Annotated in this window: 13 protein-coding genes and 1 pseudogene; 7 read left to right on the forward strand and 7 right to left on the reverse strand. The window is 51.0% G+C overall.

The window, feature by feature from the left end:
- Positions 1-26: 26 nt before the first annotated feature.
- Both malQ and EA26_RS08100 read right to left on the reverse strand, forming a co-directional pair.
- Positions 27-2,207, reverse strand: coding sequence for a 4-alpha-glucanotransferase (gene malQ, locus EA26_RS08095; protein ID WP_039426540.1), 2,181 nt, complete (start codon positions 2,205-2,207; stop codon positions 27-29).
- Between the two features lie 139 nt (positions 2,208-2,346).
- Entirely contained in the window at positions 2,347-4,800 is a 2,454-nt protein-coding gene (locus EA26_RS08100) for a glycogen/starch/alpha-glucan phosphorylase (RefSeq protein ID WP_039426542.1), read from the reverse strand.
- Between the two features lie 552 nt (positions 4,801-5,352).
- On the opposite strand from EA26_RS08100, the pseudogene malT reads away from it, so the two are divergent.
- Positions 5,353-8,061: pseudogene (gene malT / locus EA26_RS08105) on the forward strand (HTH-type transcriptional regulator MalT).
- A gap of 172 nt (positions 8,062-8,233) precedes the next feature.
- Here malT and EA26_RS08110 read toward each other — a convergent pair.
- The 5 genes from EA26_RS08110 to EA26_RS08130 all read right to left on the reverse strand — a co-directional run bounded on the left by EA26_RS08110 (position 8,234) and on the right by EA26_RS08130 (position 14,130).
- Complete coding sequence (locus tag EA26_RS08110; RefSeq protein WP_039426546.1) at positions 8,234-10,204, reverse strand: alpha-amylase family glycosyl hydrolase; 1,971 nt, start codon at positions 10,202-10,204, stop codon at positions 8,234-8,236.
- 37 nt (positions 10,205-10,241) lie between these two features.
- Positions 10,242-11,372, reverse strand: coding sequence for an ABC transporter ATP-binding protein (locus tag EA26_RS08115; protein ID WP_039426549.1), 1,131 nt, complete (start codon positions 11,370-11,372; stop codon positions 10,242-10,244).
- A gap of 125 nt (positions 11,373-11,497) precedes the next feature.
- Positions 11,498-11,983, reverse strand: a complete 486-nt coding sequence (locus EA26_RS08120; RefSeq protein WP_039426551.1) for an early set domain-containing protein — start codon at positions 11,981-11,983, stop codon at positions 11,498-11,500.
- 83 nt (positions 11,984-12,066) lie between these two features.
- Positions 12,067-13,077, reverse strand: a complete 1,011-nt coding sequence (locus EA26_RS08125; protein ID WP_039426554.1) for a UDP-3-O-(3-hydroxymyristoyl)glucosamine N-acyltransferase — start codon at positions 13,075-13,077, stop codon at positions 12,067-12,069.
- Positions 13,078-13,095: 18 nt separating this feature from the next.
- Positions 13,096-14,130, reverse strand: a complete 1,035-nt coding sequence (locus EA26_RS08130) for a porin (RefSeq protein ID WP_039426557.1) — start codon at positions 14,128-14,130, stop codon at positions 13,096-13,098.
- A 400-nt stretch (positions 14,131-14,530) separates the two neighbouring features.
- Between EA26_RS08130 and EA26_RS08135 the strand changes: the two genes are divergently transcribed.
- Genes EA26_RS08135 through EA26_RS08160 form a run of 6 tightly spaced genes read left to right on the forward strand, consistent with a single transcriptional unit; the run spans position 14,531 to position 21,444 of the window.
- Positions 14,531-15,760: a sugar ABC transporter substrate-binding protein gene (locus tag EA26_RS08135; protein ID WP_039428888.1), complete on the forward strand. Its 1,230-nt coding sequence runs from the start codon at positions 14,531-14,533 to the stop codon at positions 15,758-15,760.
- A gap of 2 nt (positions 15,761-15,762) precedes the next feature.
- On the forward strand, positions 15,763-17,046 hold the full coding sequence (locus EA26_RS08140; RefSeq protein ID WP_039426560.1) for a carbohydrate ABC transporter permease: 1,284 nt from the start codon (positions 15,763-15,765) through the stop codon (positions 17,044-17,046).
- A 2-nt stretch (positions 17,047-17,048) separates the two neighbouring features.
- Positions 17,049-17,882 carry a sugar ABC transporter permease gene (locus tag EA26_RS08145; RefSeq protein ID WP_039426562.1) on the forward strand — a complete coding sequence of 278 codons (834 nt, stop codon included), beginning with the start codon at positions 17,049-17,051 and terminating at the stop codon, positions 17,880-17,882.
- 15 nt (positions 17,883-17,897) lie between these two features.
- Entirely contained in the window at positions 17,898-19,691 is a 1,794-nt protein-coding gene (locus EA26_RS08150; protein ID WP_039426564.1) for a glycoside hydrolase family 13 protein, read from the forward strand.
- Positions 19,688-20,578, forward strand: coding sequence for an ROK family protein (locus EA26_RS08155; RefSeq protein WP_039426566.1), 891 nt, complete (start codon positions 19,688-19,690; stop codon positions 20,576-20,578). The genes EA26_RS08150 and EA26_RS08155 overlap by 4 nt, the downstream gene beginning before the upstream one ends.
- 53 nt (positions 20,579-20,631) lie before the next feature.
- Complete coding sequence (locus EA26_RS08160) at positions 20,632-21,444, forward strand: TrmB family transcriptional regulator (RefSeq protein WP_039426569.1); 813 nt, start codon at positions 20,632-20,634, stop codon at positions 21,442-21,444.
- Positions 21,445-21,601 lie beyond the last annotated feature (157 nt).

Consider the following 21,601-nt stretch of genomic DNA (forward strand, 5'->3'; position numbering starts at 1 on the left):
TTATATCGGGTTCTTGTCAAGCCGGCTTATTTGCTCGCTTGGGCACGCACTTCGCTCAAACGTTTAGCGATGCGGTTGACATCGTCACGGCTGAAGATCTCATCAAGATTCATCGACAGTTTACGACGCCAGTTCGGGTACTCATCGACCGTGCCCGGGATGTTGACTGGATTGTCCATTTGCAGCCAGTCTTCAAGCTGAACACTAAGCAGTGCCGACGAACCCGCCGCGACGTGCAGTTGCAGCGCTTCGCTTAGGTAAGCATCCATTGGCACAAATTGCGCGTCGTGACCGATGCCTTCTGGCAGATAACCGTGCCAACGCACGCTGTCCAGAATGCCTTGTTTGCACTTCAAGCGATCATCAAACAAGCCGAGCAGTTGCTCTTCATTCGGGTAAAGGCCAATCTCACGACCCATTTTCAGGTCATCACAGTGCCAGAAACCGCGTAGCGTTGGCATGTCGTGGGTACACAGAGCCGCCATGGATTGCTCGGCGTAATGCTTAGGTGAAATGAAACCCCCATCTTCTTTCGATGTTTCGAAGAAGAACACCTTGTAGGAGTGCACGCCAGCGTCACGCAAAATGTCAACGATCTCGTCAGGTACGGTACCCAAATCTTCGCCGATCACGCTGCACTGGTGACGGTGAGATTCCAGCGCCAAAATCGCCAGCATGTCTTCCACTGGGTAGTAGAGATACGCCCCTTCAGTCGCCTTCTCACCTCTTGGGATCCACCACAAACGCAGCAAGCCAAGTACGTGGTCGATACGCAGTGCGCCACAATGTTTCATATTGGCGCGCAGCAGTTTGATGTACGCGTCGTAAGCGGTGTTTTGCAGCACTTGTGGGTTAAGCGGCGGCAAGCCCCAGTTTTGACCAAGTGGGCCCAGCACATCTGGCGGCGCGCCGATGCTGGCGTCTAGCACTAAGTTGCCGTTATCTGCCCACGTTTCGCTGCCGGAATCGGCCACGCCCACCGCGAGATCACGGTACAGACCAACCGACATGCCTTTCTCTTCTGCGAGTGCTTGCGCTTCGTTGATTTGGCCGTCCGCAATCCATTGCAGATACATGTAGAGATGAACGCGATCTTGGTTCTCTTTGATGTACTTCTGCGTCGCGGCAGAATCAAAACGGCGATACTGCTCAGGGAAAACAGGCCAGCCCCACATGTTGCTGTCTTTGGCGTGCAGATCGGCATGCAAAGCGTCAAACGCCGCTTGGTGTACTAAGCTGTCGCCGCCATCTTCCACAAAAGCGAGAAACGCGCGAGCACGGTCGCTGTTTTTGTCCAGATGACGCGCTTTGAACTCGTCAAACAGAAGCGGCAGTACGCTCATCTTCAGAGCTGCGACTTCCGAGTAGTTCACCCAGTGCGATTCACGCACTTTTTGCAGGCGCTGCTGGAACTCTGCGCTGCCGACTTTTTGCTGCGCTTGCGCACTTAAGGCAAACTCAGGTACGGAACTCACATCAATGTACAGAATGTTCAGCCAGCGGCGAGAAGATGGGCTGTATGGGCTAGCCCCTTCTGGGTTGGCTGGGAAAAGTGAGTGAATTGGGTTTAGACCAATGAAATCACCGCCACGCGAAGCGATGTCGCTGACCAGTTGTTTCAGATCGCCAAAATCACCGATACCCCAGTTGTGCTGAGTGCGCAGGGTGTAAAGCTGAATGCTTGGGCCCCAAAGTTTTTTGCCGTGCTCCAGTGAGTCTTGTTTGAAACACGCACGTGGCGTTTTGATCAGCGTCATTTCATAAGGCGCTTTGCGACGCTTACGGCTGACATACAATTTGTGATAACCCCACGCCAAATCTTTTGGCAGTGCAAACACTAGAGGGCCACCCTCGGCACGCTCGTCACGCACAATTTGTGATTGAAGATAGCCTTCCAGTACCTCTCCTTGCTCGGTTTCTAAGCGCCAGTTGAACTCGCTTTCACGCGCGCTCACGCCAAGGTTAAGCTCAACCTCAACCGCATCACCGTCACGTAGAACCAACACAGGGGCCAATACGTCTTTCTTGTGCATTCTTTCAGCAGATGCCAGTAGTTTTTCGTCGCTGCTGGTGTCGTAGCCAAGCGAAGTCAACAGGCGGCGAAGCGTTTCATCGGAAACGTACGCTTCATCTCCCCAAGCGCTGACGTAGCTATCGGCTAATCTTGCCATCTCTGCGACTTTCTTTAATGCTGTTTGTTCTTTCATCGCTTTCTCCGAAGGTACTTCTCAAGCCTTCAATGTAGGGTTTTATTGCTGCAATTAGTGTTGTTATTTAATTCGTAGATAAACAACCAAGTCGTGGATAAACAACCAAGGCAGCCGTTGGCTACCTTGGTTATTTTGCTTAACGGTGAACCGCTTCGAGTTTCCAGATGTTGTTCACGTAATCACGAATTGAGCGGTCTGAGCTGAACTTGCCAACCAAGGCTGTGTTCAAAATCGCTTTCTTCGCCCAACCCGCTGGGTCACGGTACTGTTTGTCCATCGCTTCATGCGCTTGCACGTAAGAGGCGAAGTCAGCCAAGCAGAGGTATGGGTCGCCGCCATCGAGCAGGCTGTCGTAAGTGGCGCGCAGCAGACCAGGTTGACCCTGAGTGAACTCCTCACCCAGCAGCAGATCCATCGATGCTTTGAGTAGCGGATCGGCGTGGTAGTAATCAAACGGGTTGTACCCTTTCGCTTTCAGCGCTTCAACACCATCCACTTCCAAACCGAAGATGTAGATGTTGTCATCGCCCACTTCTTCGCGGATCTCCACGTTCGCGCCGTCCATGGTACCGATGGTCAGTGCACCGTTAAGCGCCATCTTCATGTTGCCGGTACCAGATGCCTCTTTACCTGCTGTTGAGATTTGCTCAGAAACGTCTGCCGCTGGAATGATGATTTCCGCCATGCTGACACGGTAGTCAGGGATGAAGACCACTTTCAGCTTGTTGCCAATGCGTGGATCGTTGTTAACCTTCTCTGCAATCTTGTTGATAGCAAAGATGATCTCTTTCGCTAGGTGGTAACCCGGCGCCGCTTTGGCAGCAAAGAACACCACGCGAGGCGCCATGTCGAAGTTCGCATCGTTCAGTAGACGGTGGTACAGAGACAGGATGTGCAGCATGTTGAGATGCTGACGCTTGTACTCATGCAGACGTTTGATCTGTACGTCGAAGATCGCATTGGTATCTAGCTCGATACCCATGTTCTCTTTCACCCACTTGGCCAAACGCTCTTTGTTGGCTTTCTTAACCGCCATGTATTGCTTTTGGAACTTAGCGTCATCGGCAAACTTGGCAATGCCTTCTAGCTGCTCAAGATGAGCTGGCCACTCCGTGCCAATTTTCTCAGAGATCAGCGCAGACAAACCTGGGTTACAGAACTTCAACCAGCGACGTGGCGTCACACCGTTGGTCACGTTTTGCAGACGGGTTGGGTACAGTTCGTTGAACTCTGGGAACAGGTCACGTTTAACCAGCTCTGAGTGCAGCGCTGCAACGCCGTTGACCGCATAAGAGCCAATCACACACAAGTTCGCCATACGCACCATGCGGTGGAAGCCTTCTTGAATGATCGACAGTTTTTGCTGTTTCGCCACATCACCCGGCCATTTGGCACGAACTTCTTGCAAGAAGCGGTGGTTGATCTCGTAAATGATCTCCATGTGACGCGGCAGCAGGTGCTGAATCAACGACTCGCTCCACGTTTCCAGTGCTTCAGGCAGTAGTGTGTGGTTGGTGTAAGCGAACGTTTTTGAGCTGATTGCCCACGCTTCATCCCAAGTCAGACCTTTTTCATCGATCAGAATGCGCATTAGCTCAGGGATAGCGATGGTTGGGTGCGTATCGTTAAGCTGAATGGTTTCAAATTTTGCCAGATCCGCCAGCGCGTGACCCGCCGCTTCGTGGCGACGCAGAATGTCACGTACCGATGCAGCGCTGTGGAAATATTGCTGCATCAGACGCAGTGTCTTGCCTTTTTCGTGGTTGTCGTTCGGGTACAACACTTTGGTGATGTTGCCCGCGTCGATCAATGCGTGCTGCGCTTCAAAGTAGTTGCCGTTGTTAAAGCTCTCTAGCGAGAATGGGGCGATCGCCTGACATTCCCACAAACGCAGCGGATAAACGGTGTCACTCTCGTAACCAACGATAGGCAGATCCCACGGCATCGCTTTCACATGCATGCCCGGTACCCAACGGCGTTTCTCTTTGCCATTTTCTTGGTACGCTTCCACATGGCCGTAGAAACCGATCTGTTGCGCCAGATCAGGACGCGCCACTTCCCATGGGTAACCTTCAACACCACACCAAGCATCAGGAGCTTCTTTTTGACGGCCATTTTCAAAAGATTGTTTGAACAGTCCGTACTCGTAGTGCAGACCGTAACCCACGGTTGGGAATTCTTGCGCAGCCAGCGAGTCCATAAAACACGCCGCCAGACGACCAAGACCACCGTTACCCAGAGAAGGGTCACGCTCTTCTTCCAGCAGATCCGTCAGGTTTTGACCAAGTTCTGCCATCGCCTCTGTGATCTGCTCATACAAACCTAAGCTGATGAGGTTGTTACCGGTTAAACGGCCAATCAGGAATTCTAGAGAAAGATAGTTAACGCTCTTAGCTTGAAGAATTTTCTTGTCGGTTTCGGTAGCAAGTAAGTCGAAAGTCGTCAGCTCCGCGAGCGCACGACCCATCGCCAGATACCAAGCGCGGCTATCGGCGTTTTCTAGAGTGTGGGCGTAAGTTGCTGAGAGGTGTTTTTTGACACTTTCTTGGAACGACACTTTGTCGAACTGTTTTTGTTGAATAGGTTTCATTAGAGAAATCTCACCTTTGGTTCTAATCCATCTGCGGTACATCGTGCATGGATGGCAATGAATAAACATCCTCCCATTTTTGGGCCTTTACGGGAGGAGGGGTCAGGGCGTAGAGGGGGGACCAGCGATGAGTTAGTGATCTGTCTCTCACCAATCAACCTCAGCAACCAGATTGCAGTGACCAAGATCACAGCCATTACTCAATCAGCGTAAAAGAGAAACATGACGCTGTGATTGACAGGCAATTTTCTAAAATCCATTTATGTAAAACCGATCACAATAAATTTTCCAACAATGGAAAATATTACAAAATGTTGCGCAGCCGTATTTAAATCTAGACTGAAAATAGAGACTAATATTGATAGAGTTCACAAAAATGGGGCGTAGTTGACGTGAAAAGCGTCAACTCTTGAGAATTAGGAAGTGGATCAAAGTCTTTCGTCTTTTGTTTAACGTAACATGCCGGACAAATCGAGCAAATTGACTAATTTTTGTTCACCCGTTTTTACGGTGCCCTCACTGCGGGCACCGCCAAAATAAGGATAGTTAACGATGTGGATTCCTTCTAAACTCACACGCCCAGGACGACTGCATAACGCCATTGTGCGTCCCAGAGTGCTGGATCTGCTACAGCAAGCGCCACACTACAAGTTGGTGCTGTTTCGCTCGCCTGCGGGTTACGGAAAAACCACCATGGCCGCGCAGTGGTTAGCCGATAAAACTCATGTCGGTTGGTACAGTGTCGACGACAGTGATAACGATGGCTTCCGCTTTGTAAACTATCTGCTGCAAGCGCTGAATAAAGCCACCAATGGCCACTGCGCCAACGCGCTCAAACAGGCCGAAAAACGCCAATTTTCCTCTCTTCGCTCGCTGTTTAGCGACGTATTCTCGGAGATGAGCGATTTTCATCAAGAGTGCTACGTGGTGTTGGATGACTATCACGTCATTACCAATGACGAGATCCACGAGGCGATGCGCTTTTTCCTCAAACATATGCCGGATAACGTCACCCTAGTGGTGACGAGCCGCGCCAATCCGCCACTCGGTACCGCCAACTTGCGCGTGCGCGATCTGATGATTGAGATTGGCAATGAGATGCTCGCTTTTGACACCGAAGAGACCACGCGCTTTTTTAATCAGCGCGTTAGCGACGGAATAGACGAAGACACCGCCAATAACCTCCGTATTTACGTTGAAGGTTGGCCATCAGCGCTGCAATTGATCGCGCTGCAAGCGCAGCACCAAAAGCGCACCTTGGCACAATCAGCCGAATCGGTCTCGCATTTTAACCACGCTCACTTGTGGGATTATCTGGTGGAAGAGGTTTTTGATCTGCTCGATAAAGAGACGCGTCAGTTTCTGATGCAGGTGTCGGTGCTCGATCATTTCAACGATGAACTGGTCTATGCACTCACCCAGCGCGAAGACGCGCTAGGCATGATTGAATCGCTCAACCGTTATGGCTTGTTTATCTATCCGCTGGAGGGGGAACAAAACTGGTTCCGCTTCCACAATCTGTTTGGCGAGTTTTTGTCGCACGAACGTCAGGCACGCATCCCGCAGCAAGAGCAAGATCTCAACCGCAACGCGGCGATCGCTTGGCTCAAGCAGAAGATGCCCCATCAAGCGCTGCGTCATGCACAGCGCGCCTACGACGGCGAGCTGGTGGCGGAGATCCTCAACGAGTACGGCTGGAAAATGTTCCACCAAGGTGAGTTCTCAACCTTAGAAGCAGCTATCAACTTGCTCGATAAAGATTTGCTGTTTAGCGACCCCAAACTGACCATGCTGCGCGCTTGGCTGGCACAAAGTCAGCACCGCTACAATCAAGTTGGTACCCTGCTCGCGGAAGCGGAAAATGAGCACAAAAAGCGCAATATTGACCTCGACATTCACTACCAAGGCCAAGCCAATGCGCTGCTGGCGCAAGTGGCGATCAATAACAATGAACCGCAAAAAGCACTGGAGCTGGCCGAGCTGGCACTGAGTCAGCTCGATACCACTATCTATCGCAGCCGTATTGTCGCCACTTCCGTGGTCGGCGAAGTCAACCACGTGATTGGCTGCTTGGACCGTGCGCTGCCGATGATGCAACAAACCGAGAAGCTGGCGCGTCAGTACCAAGTGTACCATCAGGCGCTGTGGGCAATTTTGCAGCAAAGTGAAATTCTCATCGCGCAGGGTTATGTGCAAGCGGCATTCGAACTGCAAGATTCGGCGTTCAAATTAATAGAAGATCAGCAGTTGCAACACGTACCGCTGCACGAGTTTTTGCTACGCATCCGGGCGCAAGTGCTGTAGTGTTGGAACCGCCTAGACGAAGCCGAAGAGTGCGCCTACAAAGGGCTACAGATCCTTGAAAATCACGCACCAAGTAAGCACTTACACAGCTACTCGATGTTGGCGCGTATTGCCATTGGCCGCGGTGAGCTGGATCGCGCCGGTAAGTTTATCGAGCACATCCAACATTTGATGAAACAGTCTACTTATCACGTCGACTGGACCGCCAACGCCTCGCTTTCGCTGATCTTGTATTGGCAAGCCAAGGGCAACATGGCAGCAACGCAAGAGTGGCTCAACAGTGCGGTTCGTCCGGAAACCGCCAGCAACCACTTCTGTCAATTGCAGTGGCGCAACATCGCCCGCGCGCATATCAATCTTGGTCAATACCCAGAAGCGCGTCAGGCACTCGATTTTCTGCAAAGTGAAGCGAACCGCTCACGTTTAATCACCGACAAAAATCGCAACCTAATTGTTGAAGCGATTTACGCAGTCCAGCAGAAAGACGAAGAACAAGCCAAATCGCTGCTTAAAGAGGCGTTAGTGCTCACCAACCAGACGGGTATGGTGGGGAATTTCTTAATTGACGGGGCGACCATTGGCAACTTACTAGAGAAACTGACCAACCGTCACGAGCTCGGCGATCTGGAACGTCACCGCGCGCAGCAACTGATGAAAGACATCTCATCGAGCCAGCGCAGCCGTTCGATTCATTTTGATGAAGAGTTTGTCGAAAAACTGGTTACTCACCCGAATGTGCCGGAGTTAGTGCGCACCAGCCCGCTCACCCAGCGTGAATGGCAAGTGTTGGGGCTGATCTATTCTGGCTTTAGCAACGAGCAGATAGCACAAGAGCTGGATGTGGCAGGCACGACCATCAAAACCCACATTCGCAACTTGTATCAAAAGCTCAATATCGCTAACCGCCGCGAGGCGATAACCACCGCCGAAAGCCTGTTGCAATTGATGGGGTATTAGGAACGACTCGAACAACCAAGGCCGAACTGGGGTTCGGCCTGAAACTAAGCCAACACTAAACACGCATTGATGATTCTTACCAATCAGATAAATGAAAAAAATCCGATAGCCATCGCTATCGGATTTTTATTTAAGCAGAGTTTTACTCAAGCATTAACGACGTAGCTTAAGGTTAGAAAGCACCTTGGGTGGCACTGCTACTGCTGCTCAGTTGATTGTTTGCACCAGATTGCCAAACCACGTTTAGCGATGGATTGGTTTCATCTCGTTTTAGGCACTTCCACTCAATGTTTTGCGCCGCTGGTACGCTAATTGTTGCACTCCACGTTGGGTACTGAGCTGGATCAAGTTTGACCGCGCCTGAGGCTGCCCAGTTGCCGAGCTGCGCAACACTGCCCACCGCGTAAACGCTTTGACCAAGATTGGTGTAGCCGTTGTAGCAAGTGAAGGTGACACTTTTCAACGTCGGATCCACACTGCTACTGCCTGTGGCATGCAGTACCACCGCTTGGTTTTGTGCCAAGTGGAACGTCGCCTGTCCGCCAGAAACGCTAACGCTGTCATCGCCAATCAAACTGGTGTGACTACCGTCTTTCATGGCCAAATTGCTCACCGTCACCGACGTTGCAGGGCCACGGTTGAGCGCTACGGTCACCACATCATCACCCTCTTGGCGTTCATAGACCAGCACATCGTCATTCACCCAGCGCTGAGTATAGCTGCCGCGTTGAATCGCTAAGCTGTTCTGGCGGAGTTCAGTCAGCGCTTGGATGATCTTAAACGCTTGCGTATCTTGGCTAAAGCTTGGCATCTTTTCACGGTTGTATGGGTCACTGCCCACTTGACCAAACGCGTTTTGGGTAAAGTTCGCCGAGTAGTGCTCCGTTCCGTAGTAGATCGCGGGAATACCGCGCACCGTCATGGTCGCCACCAAACCTAAATTAACGCGCTGCTGGGCAAACGCTTCGCTCTGATTGCCGCCGGCTTCGTTGTTGCCCGGGCCAAACGTCGAGGCGCTGGAGCGCAACGCGGTCGAGATACGCGCCATGTCGTGGTTGTCCATAAACACCACTTGCCAATCATCGCTGCTGAAGACGGATTTGCGCGTTTCCAAATAGTCGTTCAGCGTTTTCATGCTGTTGCCTGCACGGCCGGCCAACACGCGCTCTAACGTATCGCGGAAACCGAAGTCGAGCAGCGCGGAGCCTGAGGTGTTGGCGTAATCAATCGCGTAGCCATCAATGCCTGTCGTGGTATTGGCGCTGGCACCAAACCATTCGCCGAAGAAGTAGAAACCATCGCGCCCCAGTGTTTTGCTGTAGTTGTAGATGTCAGTGGTCCACTGTTGGATAAAGGATTTATCCATGTGTTTGATTGCATCGATACGAATCGCATCCACCCCGGCATCAATCCAGAATTTTGAGCCATCCAGCAGGTATTGATACACATTGGCATCGGATTGATTGAAGTCAGAAAGGTTAAATAAGTTGAAGTTACGGACTTGATACCAATCGTTCCAGTTGGTCACACCGCCGTTGTGGTGATACCAATTGGTGCCCGCCGCGACATCGCTGTTGTAATCGGTGATGAACTGACCATCACGATACAACGCGCCGTATTCGTTTTCATCGTTGCCGTTGGAATGGTTCGGCGCGTAGTCCAGCACCAGCTTCATGTTGTACTCTGCGCTGTGCATTTTAGCGGTCAGCTCTTTGAAATCGTCTAGCGTCCCAAAGTGCTCATCGACGCGGAAGAAATCTCGTCCCCAGTAACCGTGATAGCCCGCGCCACCATTGGCATCGAGGTTATCGGCGTTGTCCACTGGCGGCGTGATCCAAATGGCCGTCACGCCCAATGATTTCAAGTACGGCAGTTTATTGATTAAGCCACGAAGGTCTCCGCCGACATACTTTTTCAAGTTGTTCGGATCGTAAGTTGCTGGGTTGCGGCCCGTGTTGTTAGTTGCATCGCCATCGCTGAAACGATCAAGAAAAACAAAGTAAATCGTCTCTTTGCGAAAATCGAGAAAAGTGCCACTTTCCGTCTGCGCGCTGGTCGCAGCATAAAGTGTTGGGCTAAACATCAGTCCATTTGCGGCAATAGCCGCCAGCAGCGCACTGCAAAGCATAGTGCGTTTTTTCATTGGAGATCCCCCGTGGTTTGTGAAAATGAACCGGGAACTATTCCCGGTTGTTGGTTAGATTCTTTTCACTGTAGAAATCGAAGATGTGGCAGAAGGCGGTATTGAGGTTGAAGCGCATCGGTTTGCCGATGTCAGCGGTAGTGATGGTTTGATCGTTCACGCGCGCGATCAGCTCCTTGCCTCCCACTTTAAAGTAGAGATACTTCTCGTTGCCCATGTTTTCGACCACCGTCAAAATGCCCTCGACGGCGTTAATCGTGTCACCTGGCGCGGCAACACGAATGTGTTCTGGGCGAATGCCAAAGCAAACCGGTTTATCCACGTATTCGCTGAGCGCTTTCTGCTTTTCCACCGGAATGAACATGCGAAGGCCATTACCAATTTCAACATAGAGCTGGCCATTTTCCTCGCGGATCACTGTATCAATCAGGTTCATCGCGGGTGAGCCGATAAAGCTTGCGACAAATTTGTTGGCCGGATAGTTGTAGAGGTTGGCGGGGGTATCCACCTGCATGATCTTGCCTTGGTTGAGCACGCAGATGCGATCGCCAAGCGTGAGCGCTTCGGTCTGATCGTGCGTCACGTAGATCATGGTCGCCGGATTACCCTCTTCTTTGAGTGATTGATGCAATTGGGCGATTTTCACCCGCATCGAAACGCGCAGTTTGGCATCTAGGTTGGACAGTGGCTCGTCAAACAGGAAGACATCTGGCTTACGCACAATCGCACGCCCAACCGCTACGCGCTGGCGCTGACCACCAGACATCTCCTTCGGTTTGCGATACAAAAGATCGGTAATCTCCAATTTTTCGGCAGCCTCTTCCACGCGGCGCTTGATCTCATCTTTCGGTCGCTTTTGCATTTTCAAACCAAAGGCCATGTTGTCAAACACGGTTTTGTGTGGGTAGAGCGCGTAGTTTTGAAACACCATCGCGATGCCACGATCTTTGGGTGGCAAGTCGTTCACCACTTTGTTGCCAATGCGGATCTCACCGCCCGAGATGCTTTCCAGCCCCGCTATCATGCGCAAGGTGGTCGATTTTGCGCAGCCCGATGGCCCAACAAACACCATAAACTCGCCTTCGCGAATATCCAGATCTATGCCATGGACAGCTTTAAAACCGTTCTCATATTTTTTTTCTACTTTACGTAAGCTAACCGTCGCCATGAATCTCTCCACTTACCAAAAGGGTATAAAATTGGTCCTCAATTTACCGAGGCAGACTGGCAGGCAATCTGTCTGGGTAAATCGGGCAGCCGAACGTATCTTCGGCTGCCAACTCGATTACTTTGTTACTGACACTCAGTGACCATCGCCAGCAGCGGTTTTTTGTCCGCTGCGATCTGAATGGTCCAGACGTATTTGCCATCTTTGGGCAAGTTCACTACGGTGTTCTTGGCAAAGCCGCCGCGTTTCAGCTCTTTCACTTGGCCAACCGTCATCTCCATTCCTGCGGCGGTGAACTGCGGTGTCCAGCTCATGGTGGCAAATTGCAAGCTCACGTTGCCCGCTTTTTCGTCCACCACCACTTGATAGATACCATCGCCTTTGTAGCCCATTTTGTGGTTGTCCAAATGAATCCACTGACCTTCCGGGAAAGTACCCACTACAAACAGCGATGGGCGAATTGGCCCGCGATCATCTTCTAACGTCGGCAAGGTACAGTTAGAAAAGCGCGCGTCGACATTGGTCGCGGCAGGCTGGGCCTGCTCAGTGGTGCTGGCACAGCCTGCCAGTAACGCGGTAGCGGTCGCCGCAATCAGAAGTGTATGTTTCATAACAAATCCTTGATTATTTCGTTCTCGTTTCTATCCAGCGGAGCCCGAACTGCCTGCTCCGCGTTGTCGGTTGTGTTCGCTTGTTAGGCCGATTTCTTGTCAAACAGACGGGCAAACCAGCGCTTTTGCTCAGGTGGCGATTTCTTCAACTGCTCATAGTGCAGAGTCAGTTTGTTCAGCACCGCAAGATTGCGGTAATAGGCTTTGGACTCTTTGGCCGGATAACCAAACAGATCACTGCCCGGCGGGCAAGAGTGGCTTACCCCCGATTTGGCTTTGATCACCGAATGGCTGCCGATGTGAATGTGTCCGGCGGTGCCGACTTGGCCATGCACCACCACGTGATCGCCCAGCACGGTGTGCCCGGCGAAACCGCATTGAGAGATGATCAAACAGTGCTTACCAATGCGGCAGTCGTGGCCGATTTGCACTTGATTGTCGATTTTGCTGCCTTTGCCAATCACAGTGTCGCCCAGTGTGCCGCGATCGATGGTGTTGTTACAGCCGATCTCCACGTCGTCTTCAATGATGACGCGGCCAATACTTTCCACGCGCTGATAACTGCCATCTTTGCCAGACATGTACTCAAAGCTGTAGTTACCAATCGAGTTGTTGGAATCGATAGTGACGTTATTGCCGATCACCGTGCCTTCTTTGATCACCGTATTGGCGTGAATCGCCACGTTGTTACCAATGGTCACGCCATTCATAATGCGTACGCCGGGCATAAAATGGCATCCCTGCCCTATCTGGCAATGTTTGCCGATATATACCCCATCAATGGTCGATGTGTTGCCTTGATCAAACAGCTGATATTTATGCACTTTATAAAAGCGCAGCAGCGAATTGATTTTCTCCACATCCAAGTGGTCAATCACTATGTGTGCTTTGGCTGGGCTTTGTAAAATCACCGCCGGGCCGACCAGCACATCGGCTGAGGTTTCAGAAAGCTGTTTAAGATCCGAGCGGGCAAAGACCACGGCGAGGCCGCCACGGATGTCACTGACGACAGGACGTATGGTGTCCACCACCAGCGAGGTATCCCCCTCAACTCGACCCGATAAACTTTGCGCAATTTCTGAAACACTCAGCATGTTGACCCCTTAACTCGGTTAGAAACGGTATAAAGCTTGAAGATAAACGGTGTGCTGTTTGAGCTCACTCTCGTTCTTCGCTTCCCATCCAGCCAGTTTACTTTTTTCTTCTACTTCATTCGCGTACTCATATTCGCCTTTTAGCAACCAGTTATCGCCCACCGCCTGTTCATAGCCTAAGGTCGCTTTACGAATGTCTTTGAAGTAATCCACATTTGCGTTGCCGCCACCGCTGTTGGCTGCATTGTTAGTTTCGTTTTCACCCACTCGGACACGTGCGTAAAGTACCCCTGCATCGTCGAAGCTATATTGCACAATCGGTTCGATGTATTTTTCATTGAAATCACTGATTTCATTGATAGAACCAGTTGATGAACGATCTTCATTGTCTTTGATTTGGTAGTAAAGCTCGACGCCTAACTCCCAGTTACCAAAGCGCTTATAAGGTTTAAACAGCAAGCTGTACCCTTCTTCGGTGCGCTCGCCCCAAGCACTCTTATCTTCTGAACTGTATAGATACTCCAAGTTTGAGTAGAAGCCCCAGTTGTGCTCGTTGTTAAAATAGGTCAAATAAGGGCGGAAGCTGTGCTCGGCCAACTCTTTACGCAGGCCACTCACATAAGGAGAGAATACTTTGCTACGAGTGTACTCCAGCTCATAGATGGCCCCAGTAGCCCAGCCATTACCGAGATCAAAGCCCTTATTGAGGGAGAAAAGATGTTTAATGCCGTCTTCATTTTCGTGGTAGCCGGGATTTCTCTGCTCACGGTTTTCCAGTTTTAAGCCATAGAGTGCGCTAAGGTTCCAGCGGGCATTGTTGTAGTAGACGCCAAACACTTCATGGGTGGTGGTTTTTTCCTTTTTCTTGTTGCCATCGAAGCCATCGGTCACCTTATCTTCGTATTCAATAGAGGTGCCCACATGGCCGCCAAACTGCATCGCTTCGTCAAGGAAACCCGCATCAGAATCCATGCCACGCTCACTGGCAGCAAGAGTAGGGAAAGAGAGAGCAAGCGCCGCCGCTACGGAGACGGAAATTAACGTTCTTTTCACGATAGGTCCTTATCAACCACTTGGTTGTAAATCGTCGGTAGAGTTAAGTTGAATATTTAGTAGTTCACTGTGAACGCCTATCTATTCTTCTGCATGTTGATTTGTTTTTCCTCTCCCCTTTTCTTCAAATGAGACTCTCATCACTCTCACCGCCTCATTTGAATGACATTGGTCACAATTTTAAATTTGACAGCCTAGAATGCAGCCAATTTGTGTGCACTTTTTGCTCATGAAAAAACTCATCGCCTACGCGAGGTACGAAGCTAAGCCAGACTTAGGTTTCACCAATATTTATTGATGAACATCACACTTGAACTCAAAGTTCGATGGATAGTAGTTGACTTAAAAGAAGGCGGATTTAACCTAGTAGTATATTATGAACTACTACAGAGCTATCACGATGAAAAAGACATGGATAAAAGCAGCGCTACTCGCGACGTTCGTTAGTCTGCCCGCAGTTACTTACGCTCAAGAAATTCAGCCGGAACCCGGCTCAGATCTGTTGATCTGGACCGATACCACCACGCTGGACTACATGAAGTACGCGGCAGAGTCGTTTAACCAAGATTTTGGTTACAAGGTGAAGTTTTCATTTCGTGGTTTAGCCCCGATTGATGCTGCGTCACGCATGATTCAAGATGGTGGTTCCGCTCGCGTAGCCGACATCGCCGAAATCGAACACGATCTGCTCGGCCGTTTAGTGGTCGCAGGTGGTGCGATGGAAAACCTCGTCTCTGCCGATCGCATTCAATCGACCTTCTTACCCAACGCTACCTCTGCGGCCAAATACGCGGGCACCAGCTATGGCTTCCCAGTGAGCTACGCCACGTTAGCGCTGTTTTACAACAAAGATCTGCTGCCAACTGCGCCAAAAACCTTTGAAGAGATCATCGATTTTGGCAAAGGGTTTAACAACGCTAAAGAGAACAAATATGCGCTGCTGTGGGATATTCAGAACTACTACGAATCGCGCATGTTCTTAACGCTGTACGGTGCCTATGAGTTTGGCAAAGGCGGCACCGATGCCAAAGATCTCGGCATCAACTCGCCACTGGCGCAGCAGGGCATGAGCGCGATGAAAACGCTCAAAGCCGCGAACAACTCCAACCCGGTCGACATGCGCAACCCGCAGGTGCGTCGTGGCCTGTTTGGTGAGGGCAAAGTCGCCGCGATCATCGATGGACCGTGGGCAATTCAAGGCTATGACAACAGTGGGGTCAACTATGGCGTCGTGCCCATCCCAACCTTTGAAGGCAAACAGCCGCGTACCTTTTCAACCGTACGCCTGGCGGTCGTATCCTCGTACAGTGAGTACCCGAAAGCAGCGCAGCTGTTTGCCGACTACCTCTCTTCAGAGAAGATGCTGATGAAACGCTATCAGATGACCAAATCCATCCCGCCGGTACAGAGCCTGATGGAGAAAATCATTGTCGATGCGGATGAAGCGACCTACGCAATCATCGCGCAAGGCTTCTACTCTGACGCAATGCCATCGATTCCGGAGATGGGCTACCTGTGGTCACCGATGGCCAGTGCCATCACCGCAATGTGGGTCAACGATCAAACGCCCAAACAGGTGCTTGATCACGCCAAAGCGATCATTGAAGAGCAGATCGCGTTTCAGGAGTAGTTATGTTGTTGTCGCAAACCATCAAAGCACCGAAAGTGTCGGCCTCGTGGATTCTCATGGGCTCAACACAACTGGCGCACAAACATTGGGTTACTGGCGGGGTTTTCCTCGCCATCCAATGCCTGTTTCTGCTCTACTTGCCGGATTTAGCGGCCGCACTCAAAGGCTTAGTATCTCTGGGCGACGTGGCGCAAACTCGCCAAGGGTTTAAAGTGATTCAAGGGGACAACTCCATCTTTATGCTGGTGGAAGGGGTGATTGCCCTGCTGTTTCTTTTCTTAGCGATTGCCGCCTACGTGGTTAACGTTCGTCAGGCGCAGGAGTGTCAGCCATGCCGTTTGAGCGTGCGCCAGCAACTTAAAGCCATCTACGACGATAAATTCGCCTTTATCGTGTTGTCACCAGCGTTTATCGCCAGCATCGCTTTCATCATCATGCCGATTGCGATCACCGTGTTGGTCTCGTTCACCAACTACTCAGCGCCGCACCATATTCCGCCGAAAAATCTGGTCGATTGGGTCGGTTTTAAAAACTTTCTGACTCTGTTTGAGCTAAGAATTTGGTCGAGCACCTTCGTCGGTGTCGCAACTTGGACGGTCATCTGGGCAATTGCTGCGACCATTTGCACTTGTGGTTTTGGTTTTATCCTCGCGCTGGCGCTGGAAAATCGCAACATCAAAGCGAAAAAGCTATGGCGTTTTGTGTTTATTTTGCCCTATGCCATTCCCGCGTTCGTGACGCTGCTGATGTTCCGCCTGCTACTCAACGGTATTGGCCCGGTCAACGCCACACTCAATGCTTGGGGCTTTGAGTCGGTCGCTTTTCTCTCAGATCCACATTTAGCCAAGCTGACCGTGATTGCGGTGAGTGTTTGGGTCGGCGCGCCCTACTTTATGCTGCTGATTTCCGGCGCGTTGACCAATATTCCACGCGATCTGTATGAAGCGAGTGAAGTCGACGGTGCCAGCAAGTTCCAGCAATTTCGCGAAATCACCCTGCCGATGGTGTTGCATCAAGTCGCACCGTCGTTAGTGATGACCTTTGCCCATAATTTCAACAACTTCGGTGCGATTTTCTTGCTCACCGAAGGCGGGCCAATTAATCCGGAATACCGTTTTGCAGGCCATACCGACATTTTGATCACTTGGATTTACAAACTGACGCTCGACTTCCAGCAGTACCAAATCGCTTCGGTGATTTCGATTGTGATCTTCTTGTTCCTGTCGGTGATTGCTATCTGGCAATTCCGCCGCATGAAATCCTTTAAAGACGATGTAGGAATGTAATCATGGATAAACTACTGACTAAACTGGCGACCGCCATCGTCTATTTGTTCCTCGCCGTCAACGCCATCTTGGTGCTTGGCCCGGTACTGTGGACAGTGCTGGCTTCGTTTAAACCGGGCAACAACCTGTTCAGTTCCTCGTTCGGCGAGTTCGCTTTTACCCTCGACCATTACAAAGCGCTGTTTACCGATACCCCGTATTTGGAGTGGTACAAAAACACCTTTTTGCTCGCCACGGCTAACATGCTGATCTCACTGGTGGTGGTCACCATGACGGCGTTTGTTTTCTCGCGTTACCGCTTTCAGGGCAAACGTAACGTGTTGATGAGCATTTTGGTGTTGCAGATGTTTCCGGCCTTTCTCTCGATGACGGCGATATACATTCTGCTGTCAAAGATGGGCTTGATTGACACCTACATCGGCTTGCTGTTTGTCTACGTGACGGGCTCTCTACCCTTTATGACTTGGCTGGTGAAAGGCTACTTTGACGCCATTCCCACCTCGCTGGATGAAGCAGCGAAAATCGACGGCGCCGGACACATGACCATCTTCCTTGAGATCATTTTGCCACTCGCCAAACCGATCTTAGTGTTTGTTGCCTTGGTCTCTTTTACCGGCCCTTGGATGGATTTCATCCTGCCGACGCTGATTTTACGCAGCGAAGAGAAGATGACGTTAGCCATCGGCATCTTCAGTTGGATCACCTCCAACTCAGCGGAAAACTTCACTCTGTTTGCCGCAGGCTCGCTACTGGTCGCCGTACCGATCACCTTGCTGTTTGTCGCCACACAAAAACACATCACAACTGGCTTAGTCAGTGGCGCAGTAAAAGAATAAATATCAGGAACCTTTATGATTACTAGAAGCTCATTAACTCACTTGGCGAAAAGTGCGGACAGTTACGCCTACGACAACGACACTTTGCACATTCGCTTTCGCAGTGCCAAAGGCGAAGTTGACCGCGTGACCCTGTGGATCGGCGACCCCTACACCTGGGCCGAAGGCGGCCTAGACGGTGGAAATTTAGGCGGCAGCGACGCGCACGGCTGGACCGGCGGGACTGAAGTGCCGATGCAGTTGGAAGGACAAAGCGAACATCATGATCACTGGTTCGCCCCATTCGTACCACCGAAAAAACGCACCCGCTACGGCTTTATTTTGCATGGCAAAGCGGGCGAGAAACTGCTGTTTGGCGAAAAACGTTGTGTGGACATTCAAGACGAGCGCACAGCCGAAATTGAACTGAGCAACTTAAGCAATTTCTTCTGCTTTCCCTACATCAACCCCAAAGATGTGTTGAAAACCCCACAATGGGTACGCAGCACCATCTGGTATCAGATTTTCCCGGAGCGCTTTTACAACGGCCGTGCGGAGATCTCGCCTGCCAATGTGCAGCCGTGGGGCAGCACGCCCACCAGCGACAACTTCATGGGCGGCGATCTGTGGGGCGTGATTGAAAAACTCGATTACTTGCAAGAGCTCGGGGTCAATGGTCTCTATTTCTGCCCGATTTTCACCGCCAATGCCAACCACAAATACGACACGGTCGATTACTACAACGTCGACCCGCATTTTGGCGGCAACGAGGCCTTCCGTGCTTTGGTTCAAGAAGCGCACCGCCGTGGCATGAAGGTAATGTTAGACGCGGTATTCAACCACATCGGCCATCAATCCCCGCTGTGGTTGGATGTGGTGGAAAAAGGTGCCGAGTCTCGCTACGCCGATTGGTTCTGGATCAAGCAATTTCCGGTTTATCCAGACAAGCCCAAATCGGAGTGGGACTTTAGCAACCTCAATTACGAAACGTTCGGTAATGTGGCGGAGATGCCCAAACTCAACACTGAAAACCCAGAGTGCCGCGCCTACCTGTTGGATGTAGCGCGCCATTGGGTACAAGAGTTTGATATCGACGGCTGGCGTTTGGACGTAGCCAACGAGGTCGATCACGAGTTCTGGCGTGATTTCCGCCGTTTGGTCAAAGGCATCAAGCCCGATTGCTACATTTTGGGCGAGATCTGGCACGAAGGCATGCCGTGGCTGCGCGGCGATCAATACGACTCGCTGATGAACTATCCGCTGACACAGGCGATCACCGACTTCTTTGCCCTTGGCAACGACGACAAAACCAGCTTCATCAATGCGGTTACACGCTCTTACCTTGCTTACCCGCGTAACGTCAATGAGGCGATGTTTAATCTGCTGGAAAGCCACGACACCACGCGCCTTTTGAGCCTGTGTGGCAACGACAAGCGCAAAGCGAAACTGGCGTATCTGTTTATGTTCACCCAAGTGGGCTCTCCGTGTATCTACTACGGCGGCGAAGTGGGCATGGACGGGCAAAAAGGCATGGGCCTTGAGCTAAACCGAAAATGCATGATTTGGGATGAGCAGCAGCAAGATCTCGAATTCAAGGCCTTTATGCAAAAGCTGATTCGACTTCGCCAAGCCTACCCAGAGTGCAACCAGCCTTACTTAGAGTGGATCGAGGTCGAGCATCCACACGTGGTGGCTTTTCGCAAAGGCGCACTGCAAGTGGTGCTCAACAACAGCGACAGTGAAGCGCGCTGTCTTATCAACGGCGCTGAGCTTGCTTTAACCGCGTTTGGCTTTGAGCTGCGTGATCTCAGCACTGCGGAAGTGTTATGAAGCTGGGTCTTTCTGTCGATTCAGAATGGATCTGGGGGGTGCTCATCGATAACGATGGGCAACCCCGTTATCGCAATCAGCTCAAAACGCCACTCAGCGCGCAACAAACCGCTGAGGTCATCACCAGCGTGGCGCTGAGCATGCAGCGCATGTTTGGCCCACTGACACTGGTTGGTATCAATCTCATGCCCGATTGCTGGCAAGGCGCACTCTCCAATGCCAAAGAGGTCTTGACCGATTGGCTGACAACGCACCTCTCGGTGCCCTGCCAGTTGTTTAATCCAGCGGTGATCGCCTTAGCGCAAATTCCAAACCTGCCGCAAGGCAACGTTTTAAGCGCGGTATTGGATGACGGCTGCGAGCTGTACGTTACCGATCAACTTTGCCGACGCGAACCGTATCGTAACGTGCTCGATTTAGGCTGGGCGCACAAACCGCTCAAAGGGTATCAAAGCTTAATTGACGGGCTGACACCGCTGTGCAACTGCGGCAGTGATGAGTGCATTCGTCAATATTTGTCACGTAAGGGGATTGAGCGCCAATATCATCAACTCTCTTTGCAACATCGCACCGCGCGCGACATCGTCTTTGGTGTTGATGACAACCACGCTTGGTCAACGCGCATTTATCGCATCTGGGTCGATCAGCTCGCCAGAGCGCTCTCCGATGCGGTGTGTCGCTTCCAACCTAAGCTGCTGGTCTTAAGTGGCAGCTTGATCTTGCACCCTGATCTCGCCTTAACGCTTAAAAGCACTTTAAGCCGCTACTGCCAATTTGACGCCCTGCCGGAAATTTTATGTTTGCACAACGATGAGTATCGTTTTGCCGAGGGCGCCGTCTCGATGTGCACCGTAAATTGTGCACAACCATCTACATTCACTGCATGAGGAGTGGTAACCTTGACAGGAAAATTCGCGTGAATCATTACCGAGGAACCCCCGTGACCGAGCTGGTAACAAAACTGATGGACTTTGGCTTTACTAAGACCGATGCCTTGGTTTATATCAATTTACTCAAAAATGGCCGCGCCAGCGGTTATAAAATTGCCAAAGAGATTTCGCTCTCTCGCTCATCTGTCTATTCATCGATTGATAACTTGTACAAAAATGGCTGCATCTTTATGTCCGATGGCGAGACCAAAGAGTACGAGGCCAAATCGCCCGATTTGATTTTTAGCCAGATTGAGAAAAAAACCATAGAAAACATTCAGATCCTGAAAAAAGAGCTCTCACGCATGATGCTTCAGGAAGAGAAAGAGTTTATCTATAACGTCTCTGGTTTTGAAAACCTGCTGCAAAAAGCGCGCGAAATGCTGAACTTGGCGCAGATCGAAGTCTATCTCAATACCGATTTTCATCTCGACTTACTCGCCGATGAGATCTGCCACGCGATTGAACGCGGAGTGCGCGTCATTGTTTTCTCTTTCAATCGCTTAACCTTGCCGCATCCGAAAGTCGAGCACTATTCACGCTCCGATAGCTTAGAACAACGTTATCCTTCACACCGCTTTATGCTGGTGGTGGACATGAAACAAGCGATGATGTTTTCACATCGCGAGGAGACGCAAGGGCTATTTTCCAACAACCGTTTGATGGTCAAAATGATGGCCGAACATATCCACAGTGATATCTATCTCACTGAGTATGAAAAGCTAGCGCCGGAAAAGCGTTGTCGTATTGCCACCGTGCACGAGCTCGAAAACAATATGGTGGTGGATGATCGCTTAACCTTACAAGCACAAAGCAAAGCCTAGGCAAGAAAAGTGCGGCGGGAAACGGATGTTCCGTCAATGGCGGTTCACGCAAAAAGCGTCCAAACCAAAACGCAGATAAAAAAAGAGCCAAGCGCAAAAAGGTGCGATTGGCTTATGTATGGTGTGAACAATAGATATTCACTAACAACGTCAGTTG

It is taken from the genome of Vibrio navarrensis (assembly GCF_000764325.1).
Lineage (GTDB): Bacteria > Pseudomonadota > Gammaproteobacteria > Enterobacterales > Vibrionaceae > Vibrio > Vibrio navarrensis.